This window comes from Kitasatospora sp. NPDC034533 (assembly GCF_055575155.1).
This window is the reverse complement of sequence record NZ_JBVITE010000039.1, coordinates 63,747-80,822: the sequence shown is the minus strand read 5'-3', so window position 1 is coordinate 80,822 and position 17,076 is coordinate 63,747. Positions and strand designations below refer to the sequence as shown.

Genomic DNA, 17,076 nt, shown 5'->3' with positions numbered 1-17,076 from the left:
TCCCCCATCCCCTCTCTTTTCACCCTGCCCGTCCCCCCCCCCCCCCCCCCCCCCCCAACCAGCCCTCCCCCTTCCCCCCCCCCCCCCCCCCCCCCCCCCCCCCCCCCCCCCCCCCCCGCCGCCGTCAGTGCTTGGGGCCGATGTGGGCGTCCATGAGGGCGACGTCGTCCTTGCGGGCGACGGAGATGTTGAAGCCGCCGTTCGACCGGGAGGCGTGCTTCCAGCGGACGCCCACGGCGTCGAGGGTGGCGGTGAAGAGGCCGACGATGTCGGCCGAGGTGTTGGTGAAGAAGTAGCGCGGGTACTCGTAGCGCTTCATGACGCCGCCGACCGGTCGGATCGTCCAGTTGGTGATGCGGCAGCCGTCGGAGTGGATCAGGCCGCGCAGGAACTCCCAGGGGTGGGCGTCCACGAGCTCCTGCTGCCAGGGCGCGAGAGAAATCCGCCGCAGGTGCTTCGGCCCGGGGCCGTGCTGGGGAAAGAGGCAGGGCCAGTGCTTGCTGGTGCTGACGACGCTGACGCAGCCGGGCGCCTTCACACGGTTGACCTTGTTGTGAGGCATGACGGCGGCGACGGCCCGCGCGCACTCGTCGATGAGACCGGGCCAAGTGCCGCAGCAGGCGACGCGAAGGGCGTAGACCTTGCGGCGGCCCTCGCTGATGCAGCCGTCGCCGAGATAGAGGCCGAGTAGGTAGGCGTAGTCGGCCGGCGTGCGCGAGGGATCGAGCCGGCCGCCGCGAACCGGGCATTCGGCCGTCATGCGCGGGCCGGGGACGGCACCGGATGCCCACTCACGGATCGCGTAGCGGGATATCCCGGTCGCGCGGCTGACCTGGCTGAAGGTCAGCCCAGCGGCGTGCAGATCGAGTGCTCGTTGGCGCGCGGCCATGTCGTACATGCGACCGAGCGTGTGCGAATCGCGTGGATGGATCTAGCGAATGCCGAGATCTTCATCCGAAGTAATGAAGATCCCCAACCATCAGGTTGCCCTAAGTGGCTTAAGAATCGAAGGAAAAGTGCCCCGGGTGGGATTCGAACCCACGCTGTATGGTGTTTGAGACCATCGCCTCTCCCGCTGGGCTACCGGGGCGCCCATGGATTCGAAGGTTGAACTTCGGACCCGCTGGTCTCAAACATACCGTGTCTCGGTACCCTCGTGCATGCAGTACCCCGCCGGAACTAGGAGCCCCGTGAGCACCGCCGACGAGCAGGCGCAGCCGCTTGAGACCGATACGCCCCAGATCACCCGGATCGTGATCGCCGAGGACGAGGCGCTGATCCGTCTCGATCTGAAGGAGATGCTGGAGGAGGAGGGGTACACCGTCGTCGGGGAGGCCGGGGACGGGGAGACGGCGGTGCGGCTCGTGGAGGAGCTGAAGCCGGACCTGGCGATCTTCGACGTGAAGATGCCGATCCTCGACGGGCTCTCCGCCGCCGAGCAGATCCACGAGAAGCACCTGGCGCCGGTGCTGATGCTGACGGCGTTCTCGCAGCGGGAGCTGGTGGACCGGGCGCGGGACGCCGGGGCGATGGCGTACATCGTCAAGCCGTTCTCGAAGGCGGACCTGGTGCCGGCGATCGAGATGGCGGTGTCCCGGTACGCGGAGATGCGGGCGCTGGAGAAGGAGATCGGGGACCTCAGCCAGCGGCTGGAGACGCGGAAGCTGGTGGACCGGGCGAAGGGCGTGCTCCAGACCAAGTTCGGGCTGAACGAGCCGGCCGCGTTCCGGTGGATCCAGAAGACCTCGATGGACCGGCGGATGACGATGGCGGCGGTGGCCGAGGCGGTCATCGAGGAGGGCGAGGCCCAGGACCGCAAGAAGGCGGAAGAGGGCAAGTCCGAATAGTCCGTGGTCCGACCAGGGCGTGCGAAGGGCCCGGCAGAACGTTTCTGCCGGGCCCTTCCGCATGTGTACGGGCTCAGTCCTCGCCGAGGTAGGCCTTGCGGACGGACTCGTCGTGGAGCAGGTCGGCGCCCGTCCCGGAGAGGACGACGCGGCCGGTCTCCATGACGTAGCCGCGGTCGGAGAGCGAGAGGGCCGCCTGGGCGTTCTGTTCGACCAGGAGGATGGTCGTACCGGTCGACTTCAGTTCGACGATGGTGGACATGATCTTCTGCATCATCAGCGGCGAGAGTCCCATCGAGGGCTCGTCCAGCATGAGCAGCTTCGGCCGGGACATCAGCGCGCGCCCCATCGCGAGCATCTGCTGTTCGCCGCCGGAGAGGGTGCCCGCCGCCTGCCGGCGGCGTTCGCCGAGGATGGGGAACAGGCCGTAGGCCCGCTCGACGTCCGCGGCGATGCCGGGGGCGTCGTTGCGCAGGAAGGCGCCGAGGAGGAGGTTCTCCTCGATGGTCATCCGGGGGAAGATGTGCCGCCCCTCGGGGGAGTGGGCGAGGCCGAGGGCGACGATCTTGTGGGCGGGGACGGCGGAGAGGTCCCGGCCGTCGAAGGTGATGCGTCCGGCGGTGGGCTTGAGCAGGCCGGACAGGGTGCGCAGGGTGGTGGTCTTGCCGGCGCCGTTGGTGCCGATGAGGGTGGTGACCTCGCCCTGTTCGACGGTGAAGCCGATGCCCTTGACGGCCTCGATCTTGCCGTAGGCGACGCGGAGGTCCTGAACTTCGAGAAGTGCGGTCACTGGTCGGACTCCGTAACGGCCGGGGTGGTGCCTTCGAGCGGGGCGCCCAGGTAGGCGGTGATGACGCGTTCGTCGCTCTGGACGGTCTCGCGGTCGCCCTCGACGATCTTCTGGCCCTGGACGAGCACCGCGGTGCGGTCGCAGAGGTTGAAGATGAAGCGCATGTCGTGCTCGATGACGAGGACGGAGACGCCCTTGTCGCGGATCGCGAAGACGAGTTCCTCGGCGGCCCGGGTCTCCTGGGGGTTCATGCCGGCGGTGGGCTCGTCGAGGAGCAGCAGGCCGGGTTCGGAGGCGAGGGCGCGGGCGATCTCCAGCTTGCGCTGCTCGCCGTAGGGGAGGTTGCGGGCGAGGTGGTCGGCCTTCGGGGCGAGGCCGGTGAACTCCAGGAGCTCCATGGCCTTCTCGCGGCCCAGGGCTTCGGCGCGGTGGTAGCCGGGGCCGCGCAGGATGGCGGAGAAGACGCCCTCCTTGGTGCGGGTGTGCCGGCCGACGAGGACGTTCTCCAGGACGGTCATGTTGGCGAAGAGCCGGATGTTCTGGAAGGTGCGGGCGATGCCGGCCTGGGTGACCAGGTGGGGCTTGGGGGGCAGCAGGGTGCCGCGGTAGCGGACGGTGCCCTCGGTGGGGACGTACAGGCCGGTGAGGCAGTTGAAGAAGGTGGTCTTGCCGGCGCCGTTGGGGCCGATGAGACCGATGATCTCGCCTTCGCCGACGGTGAGGGAGACGTCGTTGACGGCGGTGAGGCCGCCGAAGCGCATGGTGACGCCGGTGACTTCGAGCAGGGGTGCGGCGGTGGTGGTCATCGGGTGGGTCACGCCCCTGCCTTGGTGAGTGCGGTCGGCTCGCCGGTGTTCTGGGCCGGGACGGCGGCCTCGTGGAACTCCAGCTGTCGGCGGCGGTTGGGGATGAGGCCTTCGGGGCGCACGCGCATCAGGATGATGAGGGCGGCGCCGAAGGCGAGGAGCTGGTAGTCGGCGAGGAATTCGAGCTTCTTCGGGATGAGGAAGAGCAGGGTGGCGCCGGCCAGCGGGCCGCTGATGGTGCCCATGCCGCCGAGGATGACGGCGGCGAGCAGGAAGGCGGAGTTCGGGGGGAGGGCTTCGGCGAAGGTGTACTGGTCGGGGGTGACGGTGTAGCTGACGTGGGCCTGGACGGTGCCGGCCAGGCCGGCGAGCAGGGCACCCAGGGCGAAGGCGAGGAGCTTGAGGCGGAAGCCGTTGATGCCCATGGCTTCGGCGGCGGTCTCGTCCTCGCGGATGGCGACCCAGGCGCGGCCGATGCGGGAGTTGCCGACCCGGGCGAAGACCAGGACGACGAGGGCGGTGACCAGCAGCATCAGCAGGTAGTAGTTGGAGAAGCGGCCGAGTTCGACGCCGAGGACGGTGTGCGGGCTGCCGAGGTCGAAGCCGAGGATCTCCAGGTCGGGGATGCGCGGGATGCCGTTGGAGCCGTTGGTGACCTTGGGGCCGGTGGTGCCGTTGAGGTTGAGCATGGTGATGCGGAAGATCTCGCCGAAGCCGAGGGTGACGATGGCGAGGTAGTCGCCGCGCAGGCGCAGGGTGGGGGCGCCGATCAGGACGCCGAAGACCATGGAGACGACGGCGCCGGTGAGCATCGCGGCCCAGAACGGGAACTGGACGTGGATGGGGGAGGCGGGGGAGCCGGAGACCAGGGCGGCGGCGTAGGCGCCCACGCCGAGGAAGGCGACGTACCCGAGGTCGAGCAGGCCGGCCAGGCCGACGACGATGTTGAGGCCGAGGGCGACGGTGGCGAAGATCAGGATGTTGGTGGCGACGGAGGTGTACTGGTCGCTGGTCTGGGTGAAGGGGAAGCTCGCGGCGGCGGCGAAGGCGGCGCCGGTGGTGACCGGGCGGTGCTTGACGGTCAGGGCGCGCAGCCGGGCGATCAGGCCGGACCGGGCGAGGGCGGGGGCGGCGAGGGCGACGAACAGCAGGTAGCCGGTGAAGAGTTCGCCGTACTCGGTGTCGATGCCGAAGGTGATCGCGAAGAGTCCGAGCCCGAAGGCGAGGACGATCAGGAGGACTTCGAGCCAGGAGGGGAGTGCCCGGGGGGCGGCGAGCGGGCGGTCGGTGCGGCCCAGGCGCAGCGCGGTGTTGGCGAGGTGGCCGAGCTGGAGCAGCAGGACGGCGCCGGCCGCGATGGCGAGGCCGGCGGCCAGGGCGGTCATGACGGGGGCGACGGGCTTGTCGTCGGGGATGGCGTGGGCGCCGAACCAGACGAGCGGGGCGGCGGGGACGAGCAGGAAGAGCCGGTTGTCGAGGAGGCGCAGCGGGACGGCGGTGCGGCGGTCGAGGGGCAGGCCGAGGGCGCCGAGGAGGCTGAGGAGGCCGCCCGCGGCGAGGATCCAGCCGCCGGGTTCGAGGTTGGCGAGGCCGCCGAGTTCGGCGGCGATGGCGGTGACGGAGTAGGCGGCGACGGCGAGGGCGCCGGTGGCGGCGTAGAGGACGGCGTTGTTGCTGCGGGTGGGGGTGGTCCAGCGCAGGCCGGGGACGCCCTGGGCGCCGAGCAGCAGGAGGAGGGTGAGGAGGCCGGCGGCGAGGGCGAGCCACTGGAGGCCGGCGGGGGAGCCGTCGTAGGTGAGGTCGCCGGGGAAGTCGGAGGTCCAGGTCCAGGACAGGGCGGCGGAGGCGGCGGTGGCGAGGGCGCCGAGTCCGGTGAGGGTTGCCGCGGCGCGGGCGGGCAGCGGGATGACCGGGGTGGTTTCGGTGGTGGTCATGGTGGTCACGCCCTGTCCGCGACGCGCTCGCCGAGCAGGCCCTGGGGCCGGATCAGGAGCACGAGGATGAGGAGTACGAAGGCCCAGACGTCCTTCCAGGCGCCGCCTCCGAAGAGGTGCATGCCGGGCAGGTGCTGGATGTAGCCGGTGGCGAGGGCTTCGGCGAGGCCGAGGGCGAGGCCGCCGAGCATGGCGCCGTAGATGTTGCCGATGCCGCCGAGGACGGCGGCGGTGAAGGCCTTGAGGCCGAGGATGAAGCCCATCCGGAAGTCGACCTGGCCGCTGCGCAGTCCGTAGGCGACGGCGGCGACGGCGGCGAACGCGGCGCCGATGGCGAAGGCCATGACGATGATGCGGTCGGTGTCGATGCCCATCAGCTTGGCGGTGTCGGGGTCCTGGCTGGTGGCCTGCATGGCGCGTCCGGAGCGGGTGCGGGTGACGAACCAGCCGAGGGCGAGCATGCACAGCGGGGCGGCGATGATCAGGAAGAGGTCGCTGCGCTGGATGGTGACGGAGCCGAGGCTGAACGGGTCTCCGGGGAGTTTGGGGAAGACCCTGGCCTTCTTGGCGTCGGGGTAGAAGGAGAAGACCAGTTGCTGGAGGAGGATGGACAGCCCGATCGCGGTGATCAGCGGGGCGAGCCGGGGGGCGTTACGCAGGGGGCGGTAGGCGAAGCGCTCGGCGGCGACGGCGGTGAGGGTGGAGACCAGGATGCCGGCGATCAGCATGAGCGGCAGGGCCAGCCACAGGGTGGTGCCGCCGGGGAGGGCGAGGTAGGCGGTCAGGGCGCCGAAGCCGCCGACCATGACGATCTCGCCGTGGGCGAAGTTGATGAGCTGGACGATGCCGTAGACCATCGTGTAGCCGATCGCGACGAGCCCGTAGAGGGCTCCGAGGATCAGGCCGTTGGCCAGCTGCTGCGGTAGGTCGTGCACCGCTGGGCCTCCGTAGTGCGTTCGGGGGTGTCCGCGTGGGTGGTGGATGTGGGTGCGCGCGGGGGCACTCGTGGCGCCCCCGCGCGCGTGTGGTGGTGGTGAACTGGCGCTGCCGGAGCCGGTCGTGAGGTGGCGTCAGGTGGCGTCAGCCCTTGAAGGTGCCGGACTTCTCCACGGCCCACTTGCCGTCCTTGGCGGTGTAGACGGTGAGTTGCTTGTTGGTGGTGTCGCCGAACTCGTCGAAGGAGACGGTGCCGGTGACGCCGGCGAAGGAGACCTTCTGGACGGCGTCGCGGACGTTCTCCCGGGTGAGCTCCTTGCCGCCGGCCTTGGCGGCCTTGACCGCCTGGATGATGGCCCAGGCGCTGTCGTAGGAGTAGCCGCCGTAGGTCTCGTAGGCGTCCTTGTAGCCGGCCTTCTTGTAGTCGTCGATGAACTTCTTGGCGGTGTCGAGGCTTTCGATGGGCAGGCCGACGGCGGTGGCGTAGTCGCCCTGGCTCTTGGGGTTGAGCTTGAGGTAGTCGCCGCTCTGCATGCCGTCGCCGCCCATCAGGGGGATGGCGACGTTCGCCTCCTTGAGCTGGAGGGAGAGCGGGCCGGCGGCGGGGTACTCGCCGCCGTAGTAGACGGCTTCGGCGCCGGAGCTCCTGACCTTGGTGACGATGGCGGCGAAGTCGCGGTCGTCGGGGTTGACGTGTTCCTCGCCGACGAGGGTGCCGCCGAGCTTGGTGAACTCGCCCTTGAAGGTGGCGGCCAGGCCCGCGCCGTAGGCCTTCTGGTCGTCGATGAGGAAGACCTTGGTCTTCTTGGCGTCGTTGTAGAGGAACTGGGCGGCGAAGGGGCCCTGGACGGCGTCGGTGGCGGCGGTGCGGAAGTAGGACTTGAAGGGGCGCTTCTTCACGCCGCTGGCCCACTTCTCGCCCTGGGTGAGGTCGACGCCGGTGTTGGCGGGGGAGATCTCGACCAGTTTGGCGTCGTCGAAGATCTGCTGCATCGACTGCGCCACGCTGGTGTTGAGGGGGCCGACGACGCCGAGGACCTTGGGGTCGCCGACGAGCTGGGTGGCGTTCTGCTGGCCGGGGGCGGGCTTGCCGGTGTCGTCGAGGGCCTTGATCTCGAACTTGACGCCGGGGACCTCTTTGGTGTCGTTGGCCTGCTTGATCGCGAGGTCGACGGAGTTGCGGATGCCGAGTCCGAGGGCGGAGAGGTCGCCGGTGAGCGGGGCGTCGACGCCGATGACGACGGTGGTCGTGCCGGAGTCGGCGTTGCCGCCGTCGCCGCTCTTCTTCTCTCCGCGGGAGCCGCAGGCGCTGAGGGTGAGAGCGCCGATCACGGCAATGCTCACGACAAGTGCTGAACGATGACGCACGAGGGTCCCCTTCGGTTCAGGAGGCGCCCGCGCCTGAATGGCGGGAGCCGGAGTGCGCGGAGGGCCGGGCCCAATCGAATGGCGCGGTGACTGGCCGTGACTCTAGATGTCACTGGGCGGCTCGGGCAGTGGTGCGACCAGGCTGTGATTCTCTTGTTATGAGCACACGGATTATTTGTCTCAGCATACGGTCGTTCTGGCTCGATCGAACCTGTTGTTGTCGGCTTCTGGAGTGCCGACAGGGCGATGTAAGGCCCAGAAATAGGGGTTGCAGCTGGCAGCTCCGACTATCGGACGCTGGTGTCCGATGCCCTGGCTTCGGTCTTGCGTGTCCGAATTTCGGACAGTGAGGGCGCGGCGAGGTCCTCCCGGGGCTCCTGTGAACCTTGGGAGGGGTAATTGATCGGATTTCCTACTTGTTACGAAGCGTTACATGCGCGGGTTCTCGTTGGCGGCCCACGCCTCGCGGCGGGCGCCCGGTGGTGGCCGGCCGTGGCCGGTGGTGGCCGGTGATGGCCGGTGATGGCTGGCCGTGGCCGGTGGTGGCCGGTCTCGGCCGGGCATGTCGACGCCCCCTTGTCCAGACCACGCCTGCCCAGGGCGGCGGATGGTCAAACAAGGGGGCGCGAAAGGGACTTGATGTCGTCGGTGGTGAACTCGCGGACGCCGTGGGGGCGTTGTGGAGCTACTGGGTGCGGGGCCCCTCAGAGGTCGCGCAGCATGCAGGTCAGCCGGCAGCTGGTGATCCGCCGGCCGGTGTCGTCGGTGATCGCGATCTCGTAGGTGGCGGCGGTGCGGCCCTTGAACACGGCCGTCGCCACCCCGGTCACCAGTCCGGAGGTGGCCGAGCGGTGGTGGGTGGCGTTGAGGTCCACGCCGACCGCGTACCGGCCGGGGCCGGCGTGCAGCATCGCCCCGATCGAGCCCAGCGTCTCGGCCAGCGCCGCGGACGCGCCGCCGTGCAGCAGGCCGTACGGCTGCTGGTTGCCCTCCACCGGCATGGTGCCGACCACCCGGTCGCCGGAGGCCTCGACGATCCGGAGGCCGAGCTTCTCGCCGAGGTGGCCGCCGGAGAAGGTCTCCGCGTTCACGCCGAGCTTGGCGAAGTGGTCCAGCACGTCCTGCGGGACGTTCAGGACGGGGGCGGTGCCGGGGGCGGTGCCGGGGGCCGCGTCGGTCATGGGGAGCTCCTGCCGCTCGGGGATCTGCCGCCTGTGATCGTACGACCGTCCTACTGGTAGGTAACAGCTTCGGCCGAACCGGCGCGGCGTCCCTTTTGTCGGTGCCGGGCCATAGGATCGGTGGCCGGTAGTGGAATCGGCAGGAACGGACGTTGACGTGGCTACGCAGAGTACGGACAAGGGCGCGACGGGTGGCGGCGGGGCCGGCCGGCGGCCCCGGCTGATGCTGCTCGACGGGCACTCGATGGCCTACCGGGCCTTCTACGCCCTGCCCGTGGAGAACTTCAACACCTCCACCGGCCAGCCCACCAACGCGGTCTACGGCTTCGCCTCGATGCTCGCCAACACCGTCCGCGACGAACAGCCCACCCACCTCGCCGTCGCCTTCGACCTCTCCCGGCAGACGTTCCGCTCCGTCGAGTTCCCCGACTACAAGGCCAACCGGGCCAAGACGCCGGACGAGTTCCGCAGCCAGGTCGCCCTGATCGGCGAACTGCTCGACGCCATGCACATCCCCCGGCTGACGGCCGAGGGCTTCGAGGCCGACGACATCATCGCCACCCTGGCCACCGCCGCCGAGGCGGCCGGCTACGACGTCGACATCGTCACCGGCGACCGCGACTCCCTCCAGCTGGTCACCGAGCACGTCACCGTGCTCTACCCCACCAAGGGCGTCTCCGAGCTCACCCGCTACACCCCGGAGAAGGTCACCGAGAAGTACGGCGTCACCCCGCGCCAGTACCCGGACCTCGCCGCGCTGCGCGGGGACCCGTCCGACAACCTGCCCGGCATCCCCGGCGTCGGCGAGAAGACCGCCGCCAAGTGGGTCAACCAGTTCGGCTCCTTCGACGAACTCGTCACCCGCGCCGACGAGGTGAAGGGCAAGATCGGCGAGAAGCTGCGCGACCACCTCGACTCGGTCAAGCGCAACCGGGTGCTCACCGAGCTGGTCCGTGACGTCGAACTCCCGCTCGGCGTCACCGACCTGGAGCGCAGGCCGTTCGACAGGGAGGCCGTCGGCACCCTGATGGAGTCGCTGGAGTTCCGCAACGCCAACTTCCGCGACCGCGTCTTCGCCGTCGACCCCTCCGCCGGCGCCGACGCCGCGGAGGCCGAACTGGCCCCCGGCGTCGAGGTCGACGGCGAACTCCTCACAGACCCGGGCACCCTGGTCGCCTGGCTGGCCGAGCACGCCGCCGACGGCAAGACCACCGTCGCCCTGGCCGCCGTCTACCAGTGGGCGCTCGGCACCGGCGAGGTCAGCGAAGTCGCCCTCGCCGCCGGGGAGTCCGCGGCCTGGTTCGACCCGGCGCTGCTCGCCGAGGAGGACGAGCGGGCCTTCGCCGACTGGCTCGCCGACCCCGCCGCCCCCAAGGCCCTGCACATCGCCAAGCAGGTCATGCGCGCCTTCGCCGAGCGCGGCTGGACCATCGCCGGGGTCGTCGCCGACACCGCGCTCGCCGCCTACCTGGAGAAGCCCGGCCGCCGCACCTTCACCCTGGAGGTGCTCGCCGAGGAGTACCTGGCCCGCTCGCTCACCCCGGCCCCCGCCACCGAGACCGGCCAACTCGCCTTCGACGCACCGGAGGAGGACCCGACCGCGCACGCCCAGGCACTGATGCTCGAAGCCCGCGCCGTCCTCGACCTCGCCGCGCTCTTCGACACCCGCCTCGCCGAGGTCGGCGCCGCCGGGCTGATGCACGACATGGAACTGCCGATCGCCGCCCTGCTGGCCCGGATGGAGCGCTACGGCATCGCCGCCGACCGCGAGTGGCTCACCGGCCTGGAGGCCCAGTTCGCCGCCGAGATCCAGCGCGTGGTCGAGGAGGCGCACGCCGCCGCCGGGCACGAGTTCAACCTCGGCTCGCCCAAGCAGCTCCAGGAGATCCTCTTCGGCGAACTCGCCCTCCCCAAGACGAAGAAGATCAAGACCGGCTACACCACCGACGCCGACGCGCTCAGCTGGCTCGCCACCCAGACGGACAACGAACTGCCGGTCATCCTGCTGCGCCACCGCGACCAGGCCAAGCTGCGCACCACCGTCGAGGGCCTGCTCAAGACGGTCTCGCCCGAGGGCCGCATCCACACCACCTTCAACCAGATGGTCGCCGCCACCGGCCGGCTCTCCTCGCAGGACCCGAACCTGCAGAACATCCCGGTCCGCACCGAGGAGGGCCGGGCGATCCGCCGCGCCTTCGTGGTCGGCCCGGGCTACGAGTCGCTGCTCACCGCCGACTACTCGCAGATCGAACTGCGGATCATGGCGCACCTGTCCGAGGACGAGGCGCTGATCGAGGCCTTCCTCTCCGGCGAGGACCTGCACACCACCGTGGCCTCCCAGGTCTTCGAGGTCCCGGGCACCGCGGTGGACGCCGAGATGCGCCGCAAGATCAAGGCGATGTCCTACGGCCTGGCGTACGGGCTGTCCGCCTACGGGCTCTCGCAGCAGCTCGGCATCAAGCCCGGCGAGGCCCAGGGCCTGATGGACACCTACTTCGAGCGCTTCGGCGGCGTGCGGGACTACCTGCACCGGGTCGTCGAGGAGGCGCGGGCGACGGGCTACACCGAGACGCTGCTCGGCCGCCGCCGGTACCTGCCGGACCTCAACAGCGACAACCGCCAGCGCCGCGAGATGGCCGAGCGGATGGCCCTCAACGCCCCCATCCAGGGCTCGGCCGCCGACATCGTCAAGATCGCCATGCTCCGGGTGGACGAGGCACTGCGCGCGGCCGGCCTCACCTCCCGGATGCTGCTCCAGGTGCACGACGAAATCGTGCTGGAGCTGGCCCCGGGCGAGCGCGAGCAGGTCGAGGCCCTCGTCCGCGAGCAGATGGCCGGCGCCTACCCGCTGCGCGCCCCGCTGGACGTCTCCGTCGGCGTCGGCCCCGACTGGGAGGCGGCGGCGCACTGACACCCCCCCGGGGCGGGCCCGGACGCGCCTCCGCGCGCCCGGCCCCGCCCCGGCCAGCCCACCACTGCTCAGCAGCGCCTCACCTCGGCGGCTTGGTGCCGTCGGGCCAGACGCAGGGGGAGGAGAAGCCGATCACGAGTACCCCGTACGGGCTGCCGATCCCGTCGATGGAGCCGGTGAACTTGTTGGTCGAGTTCGTGAAGTGGGCGGAGCTACGCAAGGCGCCGGAGTCGTCCTGCTGGAATCCCATGGACTCGATCCGGGCCCGGAGGCGTTGGACATACTCGGCCTGGCGGTCCACCGGCACACCGGAGAGCCGCTTCTCGGTGACCTCCACGACCCGGCCGTCGTACTCGGAGGGGGCATCGTTCTTGAAGCAGTTGGTGCCGTTCTCCCGTTCGCTGGCCGTGGTGACTGGTTGGGGCAGGTCGGTGAGGGCCTGCCCCATGTAGTCCACGGTCTGCTGCTTCGCCTGGGCCTGGGTCATGGTCGGGGCATCGGAGTCCGTGCTGCATGCGGCGACCGTCAACAGCAGTGCGGCGGCCACCGTCGTCGTGATCGCCTGGTGTCGGCTCACTGGCCGATCCCGTTGCCTGCGATCACGGCGCCGAACGCCTTGACGGATGTGCTGCCCGGCAGCCAGTAGTGCGAGTGGTCGGTACTGCCGGCCGGCAGGTGCTGGGCCCCGAAGCCGCTGTCCACGGGGTCCAGCCCGAAAAGCAGACTGGTGCTTGCCACATGTTTGATCATCGTGTCCTCGCTGCCCCGGGCGACGTAGACGTGGGACGGGTCGATGTTCAGGTCCTTGGCGTGATCGACGCCGACGCCCGGGCTGCCGACCAGGATCACGTCGTCCACGGGCAGTGTGTGGTCGCGCATGGTGAAGCCGACCACGACGGTTCCGTAGCTGTGGCCCATGAGGGTGTTGTGCGAGGGATTGCCTTCGTGGGTCGTGCGCAGGCCGTTCTGGAACCGTGTCAGGTCCTTCTCGGCGTTGTCGGCGTACGAGTTCGTCGAGGCCTCCGAGAGGTTCTGCGGCGCGTCGTAGCCGACCCAGGCGATGGCGGCCGTTGTCTTCGGGCTGCCAGGGTCCGAGTCCTTGGCGGCCTTCACCATCTCGTCCGCCTTGTCCACGTCGCCGCTCGCTGCTCCGAACCGGGAACTGGTGCCGGGGACGAACGTCACCACGTTGTCGGCGGTGTCGGGGTTGTTGACGGAGATGATCGCCCGACCCTTGCCCTTCGTGTCGAAGCCCATCAGGAAGGCCGGCGCGCCGCGTGACTTCAGCTTGTCGCCGCTCAGCCGGCTCTCGATGTCGTTGATCGAGGCGAGTTTCTCCTGAAGGTCCTTCTGCTTGCGGTGCCACTCGTCGTAGTCGGGGTTCGGGATCGGCTCGCCCTTGACCCAACCGCTGAACTGCTTGGGCTCGGGCCCCAGATGGTCGAGCTGGAGCTGGAGGTCCTGCTTGCTCCGCGCCAGGTTGATCCGGTTGGCCTGGTCGCGGGCTACGACCGGGATCCCGTCGAGATTACCGACCTGGTCGGGGTGGTTGAGGATGAAGCGTTGCTGCTGGGCTTCGGTGAGGCTGTCCCACCAGCGCTTGACCGTATCGGTGTCGGTCCCGGCCGGGGGTACCACGTCGCGGGCGGCGACGGCTTCCTGGTCCTTCTTGACGACCGCCGAGTCCAGCCCTGTGCCGCTGCTCGCGTTGTAGGAGAGGTGGCTGAGGCGCTGCTCGATCTCCGAGTCGGCGTGGGCGGCCTCGTTCAGGGCAGCCGTGATCCGTCGGCTGAGTTCCTTCGCGGTTTCCTCGGCCTTGTCACCGGCGTAGTTCGCGGACGTGGGCTCCTTGTCCCAGGTGATGGTGCCGTCCGCGGCGACGGTGAACTTCCCCGCCCTGGCGTCGTCCAAGGCGCTGATCAGGTGGGCCTGCGCGGCAGCGAAGCCTTCGGCGGCGTCAGCGAGGCTACGGCTGATGAAGGACAGTTCCTGCTTGGCGTTCTGGAGTTTGGTGGCGAGCGCGTTGATCTCGGCGGTGGCGGCGTCGGCGCTGGTGCCGGTCCACTGTGAGGAGCCGAGCCGGTCGGCGACCTCGTGTTGCCAGGACTCGGCGTGCTGCCCGAACGCGGTGATGAGGACGTCGTAGGCGCTCTTCGCCGTGGTGATGTTGTTGATGTTGGCGTTCTTGAGGGTGGCGATGTCCATCGGTTTCACCGGCCCTTTCCGTCGCCGGCGGCCGGGGACAGGTCGCCGGTGAGGACGGTGTTGAACGGATCCTTGGCCGGAGGCCGGTAGTCGCCGGTGATGGCGGCGCCGTTCATGGACGCTGACACGTTCTGCTCGTTCTGCCGGTAGGAGGCAGCGGCGGTCGTGAGTTTGGCGCCGGCGCTGCCCATGTCGCCGGCGAGCTTGTCCAGCAGTGTCTTCCAGTTGGCGGCGCAGTTGTGGATCGCGGGCCCGGTGAGCCAGCCCTGGAGCGTCGACGCGGCCTGGTCGCTGGGCTCGGTGATCTTCGCCGTCTCGGGCGGTATCTGGCTGCCCAGGTGCTGGGCGGTCTGTCCGCATCCTTCCAGTACCGACGGGTTGACGGTGAGAGCGGAAGGCGAATAGGGACTCGGCACGGTTCCCCCCGTGTTCGAAGTGCAGTCCTTGGTGCTCGTCAGCATACGAGTGACTGTCATTTAATAGCACCATGAATCTGGGGGGTGACGTTGCGTAGGTCCGTGTCGCGCGTGGATCTCTTCCCGTGGGCGGTGCCGACAGGCAGGTGCCCGAGGTGATCGGCTGTGAACGGGGGTGCTGGGCCGGGCGGTGGTGGGCGGCAAGGATCATGCGGCACAGTGGGGTTGGGGCTCGGGACTTTCGGGGGTTCGGAGTCGTTCGCCGGTTGATCGGCTGGATCCGTCGAGAGTGAGGCAGAGGGGCGTGGCAGCCGTCATCGACAAGGTGGCCTGGATCCACACCGAGGGCGGGAAGGTGCTGAGCACCCGTTCGCGGGGCAAGGACGCCTACTACCTGCCGGGTGGCAAGCGGGAGTCCGGGGAGAGCGATGTCGACACCCTGCTGCGGGAGATCAGGGAGGAGCTGACGGTGGCCGTCGTGCCGGAGTCGGCGGTGCTTCTGGGCGCGTTCGAGGCCCAGGCCCACGGTCACCCGGACGGGGTCGTGGTCCGGATGACGTGCTACACCGCGGCGTACGAGGGGCGTCTGGAGGTGAGTGCCGAGATCGAGGAGGTGGCCTGGCTCGGGTACGGCGACAGGTATCGCACGTCCCCGGTCGACCGGCTCGTCTTCGACCGCCTCCGTGCGGAGGGGCTGCTGCTCTGACATCAGGGCGACGCGGTGGCGGTCGGCTTCGGATTCCTCGTGCGGGGAGTGACCGCGGGCGGAGCCCGGGCCCCGGAATCCTCCGATGGTGCTTCGTTGTGTCCGGCTTGTCAGAGGGGCCGCTTAGTCTGTCGCGCGAGCGGCAGCAGGGATGCCGGGGCAGCGGTGACGGAGCGGGTGGCGAGACGAGTGCGGACTTCTTCTGGCGTCGGGTGGACGGCCGGCTGCTGGACGAGCTCGCGGCGGAGGAGCTGGCCGCCTTGGTGCCGCACTGGTCCGATGACGAGTTCAGGCCGCTTCGCGAGGCCGGAGTGCTGATGGCCGTGGAACGCAACGGCTGCTTGATGCACTTCGCCCTGATGGGCGCGGGCGCTCCCGTGTTCCGCATCGCCCAACTGCCGGTGTACGCGGGCGAACGACGGGCCTGGGACGTGGAACTCCCCGAGTACGGGCTCGTCGGCGAGGCGGAGGTGCTGCTGCTCCGTCCCGAGGAGGTGCGGGACGCGTCGGACTTCCTCCAGCAGGTCGCGGTGGACGACCTGGTCAGGGACCTGGACGCGGATCTGGAGGAAGAGGTCGAATCCCTGGGCTTCGCAAGGCCTTGGGCTCAGCAGTGCGCGCGTGAACTGGCAGCTGATCTGGGCAAGTTGAAGCAGTTCTTCGCCGCAGCCGCCGCTGCGGGCGACGCGATGGTCAAGTTCGAGTCGGTGTGAGCTGGTCAGCACACCTCAGGCCGCCGCTGCTCAGGCCGCGCACCTCGGATCGCGCACCTCCCTACGGGCGAACCAGGGGCCTCCGGGTACCAGCGGGAGCGGACGGTGTGGGAGGGTGGCCCGGAACTTCCTCAACCAAGGGTCGGGTGCGATGGGCGTCACGCTGGGCGTGGTGGTGCTGACGATGGGGGACCGGCCTGCGGAGCTGGCGGCGCTGCTGGAGTCGGTCCGCGCCCAGGACGGTGGCGACACCGGGGTGCGGACGGTGGTGCTCGGGCAGGGCACGAAGCTGCCCGAACTGCCGGACTGGGTGGACGCCGTGGAACTGCCGGAGAACCTCGGCATCCCCGGCGGCCGCAACGCCGGCGTCGAGCGGCTGCGCGAGCTGGGCGGCGCCGACGTCCTGGTTGTCCTGGACGACGACGGCCTGTTGCCGCGCACCGACACCTTCCGGCTGGTCCGGGAGGCCTTCGAACGGGATGCGCACCTGGGGATCGTGTCCTTCCGCATCGCGGACGAGACCGGGCACACCCAGCGCCGGCACGTCCCCCGCCTCGGCGCGTCGGACCCTTTGTTGTCCGGGCCGGTCACCACCTTCCTGGGCGGCGGCCACGCCATCCGGATGAGCGTGATCGACCAGGTGGGGCTGTTCCCCGCCGCGTTCTTCTACGCCCACGAGGAGACCGACTTCGCCTGGCGCGCCCTGGACGCGGGCTGGCGCATCGACTACCGCGCCGACCTGGTGCTCCAGCACCCCCGCACCGACCCGGCCCGGCACGCCACCTACTACCGGCTGACCGCCCGCAACCGGGTCTGGCTGGCCAAACGCCACCTCCCGGCGCTCCTCGTCCCCGTCTACCTCACCTCCTGGGCGCTGTACACGCTGCTGCGGAGGCCGCCGCTGTCCGGCCTCCGCGCCTGGTGGTCCGGCTTCTTCGAGGGCGTCCGCACGCCCTGCCCCCCGCGCCGGCCGATGCGGTGGCGCACGGTGTGGCGGATGACGAGGCTGGGCCGGCCGCCGGTCTTCTGAGCAGCGGGCCGAGGCACATCCCTTCGACCCGTGGAGGAGATCCCGCGCCGCAGTCGATTCCGTGTGGACGGAGCTGAGGCGGACGTTCTCGATGGTGGTGCGCTGGGCGTTGACGTTGTGGAGGATGCCGTTGCGCAGATCGGCCTCGGCGAGGTCCAGGCCGCGGATCCCCTGGTCGGTGTAGCGGAACTCGGCGATGGTGCTGCCCGGCCTGGGCGGGGAGTTGAGGACGC

The 17,076-nt window shown here is 69.8% G+C and carries 15 protein-coding genes and 1 tRNA gene; 5 read left to right on the top strand and 11 right to left on the bottom strand.

Annotated features, from left to right (window positions below):
* Positions 1-124: 124 nt before the first annotated feature.
* Together ACZ55U_RS24890 and ACZ55U_RS24885 are read right to left on the bottom strand one after the other, a co-directional pair.
* On the bottom strand, positions 125-898 hold the full coding sequence (locus ACZ55U_RS24890) for a transcriptional regulator (protein ID WP_465529080.1): 774 nt from the start codon (positions 896-898) through the stop codon (positions 125-127).
* A gap of 119 nt (positions 899-1,017) precedes the next feature.
* Positions 1,018-1,090, bottom strand: a tRNA-Leu gene (locus ACZ55U_RS24885).
* A 100-nt stretch (positions 1,091-1,190) separates the two neighbouring features.
* Here ACZ55U_RS24885 and ACZ55U_RS24880 point away from each other — a divergent pair.
* A complete protein-coding gene (locus tag ACZ55U_RS24880; protein ID WP_465529078.1) occupies positions 1,191-1,847 on the top strand; it encodes an ANTAR domain-containing response regulator in 657 nt (218 codons plus the stop codon).
* Positions 1,848-1,920: 73 nt separating this feature from the next.
* Here the strand turns inward: ACZ55U_RS24880 and ACZ55U_RS24875 are convergent, their stop codons facing one another.
* From ACZ55U_RS24875 to ACZ55U_RS24850, 6 genes are all read right to left on the bottom strand, one after another.
* On the bottom strand, positions 1,921-2,637 hold the full coding sequence (locus ACZ55U_RS24875; protein ID WP_465529076.1) for an ABC transporter ATP-binding protein: 717 nt from the start codon (positions 2,635-2,637) through the stop codon (positions 1,921-1,923).
* The gene (locus ACZ55U_RS24870) at positions 2,634-3,443 is read right to left on the bottom strand and encodes an ABC transporter ATP-binding protein (RefSeq protein WP_465529088.1); all 810 of its coding nucleotides are present in this window, start codon (positions 3,441-3,443) and stop codon (positions 2,634-2,636) included. The genes ACZ55U_RS24875 and ACZ55U_RS24870 overlap by 4 nt, the downstream gene beginning before the upstream one ends.
* 8 nt (positions 3,444-3,451) lie before the next feature.
* Positions 3,452-5,377: a branched-chain amino acid ABC transporter permease gene (locus tag ACZ55U_RS24865; RefSeq protein ID WP_465529074.1), complete on the bottom strand. Its 1,926-nt coding sequence runs from the start codon at positions 5,375-5,377 to the stop codon at positions 3,452-3,454.
* A 5-nt stretch (positions 5,378-5,382) separates the two neighbouring features.
* Entirely contained in the window at positions 5,383-6,312 is a 930-nt protein-coding gene (locus ACZ55U_RS24860; RefSeq protein ID WP_380660567.1) for a branched-chain amino acid ABC transporter permease, read from the bottom strand.
* Between the two features lie 145 nt (positions 6,313-6,457).
* Positions 6,458-7,681 (bottom strand): branched-chain amino acid ABC transporter substrate-binding protein, encoded by a 1,224-nt coding sequence (locus tag ACZ55U_RS24855; protein ID WP_465529072.1) that lies wholly within the window; start codon positions 7,679-7,681, stop codon positions 6,458-6,460.
* A 704-nt stretch (positions 7,682-8,385) separates the two neighbouring features.
* A complete protein-coding gene (locus tag ACZ55U_RS24850) occupies positions 8,386-8,862 on the bottom strand; it encodes a PaaI family thioesterase (protein WP_465529070.1) in 477 nt (158 codons plus the stop codon).
* Positions 8,863-9,085: 223 nt separating this feature from the next.
* On the opposite strand from ACZ55U_RS24850, the gene polA reads away from it, so the two are divergent.
* A complete protein-coding gene (gene polA, locus ACZ55U_RS24845) occupies positions 9,086-11,773 on the top strand; it encodes a DNA polymerase I (RefSeq protein WP_465529086.1) in 2,688 nt (895 codons plus the stop codon).
* Positions 11,774-11,852: 79 nt separating this feature from the next.
* Here polA and ACZ55U_RS24840 read toward each other — a convergent pair whose 3' ends face one another.
* From ACZ55U_RS24840 to ACZ55U_RS24830, 3 genes are read right to left on the bottom strand one after another with little or no spacing between them, the layout of a single operon-like run.
* A complete protein-coding gene (locus ACZ55U_RS24840) occupies positions 11,853-12,350 on the bottom strand; it encodes a hypothetical protein (protein ID WP_465529068.1) in 498 nt (165 codons plus the stop codon).
* Positions 12,347-13,978 carry an alpha/beta hydrolase gene (locus ACZ55U_RS24835; RefSeq protein ID WP_465529084.1) on the bottom strand — a complete coding sequence of 544 codons (1,632 nt, stop codon included), beginning with the start codon at positions 13,976-13,978 and terminating at the stop codon, positions 12,347-12,349. The genes ACZ55U_RS24840 and ACZ55U_RS24835 overlap by 4 nt, the downstream gene beginning before the upstream one ends.
* Before the next feature lie 5 nt (positions 13,979-13,983).
* A complete protein-coding gene (locus ACZ55U_RS24830) occupies positions 13,984-14,439 on the bottom strand; it encodes a WXG100 family type VII secretion target (protein ID WP_465529066.1) in 456 nt (151 codons plus the stop codon).
* A 259-nt stretch (positions 14,440-14,698) separates the two neighbouring features.
* Between ACZ55U_RS24830 and ACZ55U_RS24825 the strand changes: the two genes are divergently transcribed.
* From ACZ55U_RS24825 to ACZ55U_RS24815, 3 genes are all read left to right on the top strand, one after another.
* The gene (locus ACZ55U_RS24825) at positions 14,699-15,100 is read left to right on the top strand and encodes an NUDIX hydrolase (RefSeq protein WP_465529064.1); all 402 of its coding nucleotides are present in this window, start codon (positions 14,699-14,701) and stop codon (positions 15,098-15,100) included.
* A 212-nt stretch (positions 15,101-15,312) separates the two neighbouring features.
* Positions 15,313-15,813: a DUF1877 family protein gene (locus ACZ55U_RS24820; RefSeq protein WP_465529062.1), complete on the top strand. Its 501-nt coding sequence runs from the start codon at positions 15,313-15,315 to the stop codon at positions 15,811-15,813.
* Between the two features lie 151 nt (positions 15,814-15,964).
* Entirely contained in the window at positions 15,965-16,843 is an 879-nt protein-coding gene (locus tag ACZ55U_RS24815; protein WP_465529060.1) for a glycosyltransferase family 2 protein, read from the top strand.
* Positions 16,844-17,076: the final 233 nt, after the last annotated feature.

Excerpts from the sequence above, each read along its gene's own strand:
- ACZ55U_RS24830 (WP_465529066.1), bottom strand. The coding sequence starts at position 14,439 with ATGCTGACGAGCACCAAGGACTGCACTTCGAACACGGGGGGAACCGTG.
- ACZ55U_RS24815 (WP_465529060.1), top strand. The coding sequence starts at position 15,965 with ATGGGCGTCACGCTGGGCGTGGTGGTGCTGACGATGGGGGACCGGCCT.
- ACZ55U_RS24850 (WP_465529070.1), bottom strand. The coding sequence starts at position 8,862 with ATGACCGACGCGGCCCCCGGCACCGCCCCCGGCACCGCCCCCGTCCTG.
- ACZ55U_RS24835 (WP_465529084.1), bottom strand. The coding sequence starts at position 13,978 with ATGGACATCGCCACCCTCAAGAACGCCAACATCAACAACATCACCACG.
- ACZ55U_RS24870 (WP_465529088.1), bottom strand. The coding sequence starts at position 3,443 with ATGACCACCACCGCCGCACCCCTGCTCGAAGTCACCGGCGTCACCATG.
- ACZ55U_RS24890 (WP_465529080.1), bottom strand. The coding sequence starts at position 898 with ATGTACGACATGGCCGCGCGCCAACGAGCACTCGATCTGCACGCCGCT.
- ACZ55U_RS24865 (WP_465529074.1), bottom strand. The coding sequence starts at position 5,377 with ATGACCACCACCGAAACCACCCCGGTCATCCCGCTGCCCGCCCGCGCC.
- polA (WP_465529086.1), top strand. The coding sequence starts at position 9,086 with ATGCTGCTCGACGGGCACTCGATGGCCTACCGGGCCTTCTACGCCCTG.